The 507-nt window shown below is 38.7% G+C and carries 3 tRNA genes; all 3 read right to left on the reverse strand.

Features of this window, described 5'->3' with window-relative positions:
• Nucleotides 1-79: 79 nt before the first annotated feature.
• A tRNA-Lys gene (locus tag DC53_RS00360) sits at nucleotides 80-155 on the reverse strand.
• An 83-nt stretch (nucleotides 156-238) separates the two neighbouring features.
• Nucleotides 239-314: transfer RNA gene (locus DC53_RS00355), tRNA-Lys, on the reverse strand.
• Nucleotides 315-338: 24 nt separating this feature from the next.
• Nucleotides 339-414 (reverse strand) — tRNA-Lys (locus DC53_RS00350).
• Nucleotides 415-507 lie beyond the last annotated feature (93 nt).

Raw genomic sequence — 507 nt, forward strand, 5'->3', positions numbered from 1 at the left:
ACTGAGCTAATGACCCGCTCTAATATAAATTTGCTTTGTAAAAAGCTGCGTAAATCCGCCGATTAAAACTTTCATAGAATGGTGGGTTATGATGGATTTGAACCATCGACCAATTGATTAAAAGTCAACTGCTCTACCAACTGAGCTAATAACCCGCTCTATGCACTTATTCAGTTAAGAATGAAGTTTACGTAAATCCGCCGACTGATGCCAAACAGTATTCACAAGGAATAAAGAATGGTGGGTCATGATGGATTTGAACCATCGACCAATTGATTAAAAGTCAACTGCTCTACCAACTGAGCTAATGACCCGCTCTTATATAAATTTTCATAGAATGGTGGGTTATGATGGATTTGAACCATCGACCAATTGATTAAAAGTCAACTGCTCTACCAACTGAGCTAATAACCCGCTCTATGCACTTATTCAATTATGAATGAAGCTTGCGTAAATCCGCCGATTGATACCAAACCGTATTCACAAGGAATAAAGAATGGTGGGTCA

The sequence above is a fragment of the Pseudoalteromonas fuliginea genome, assembly GCF_000690055.1.
Lineage (GTDB): Bacteria > Pseudomonadota > Gammaproteobacteria > Enterobacterales > Alteromonadaceae > Pseudoalteromonas > Pseudoalteromonas fuliginea.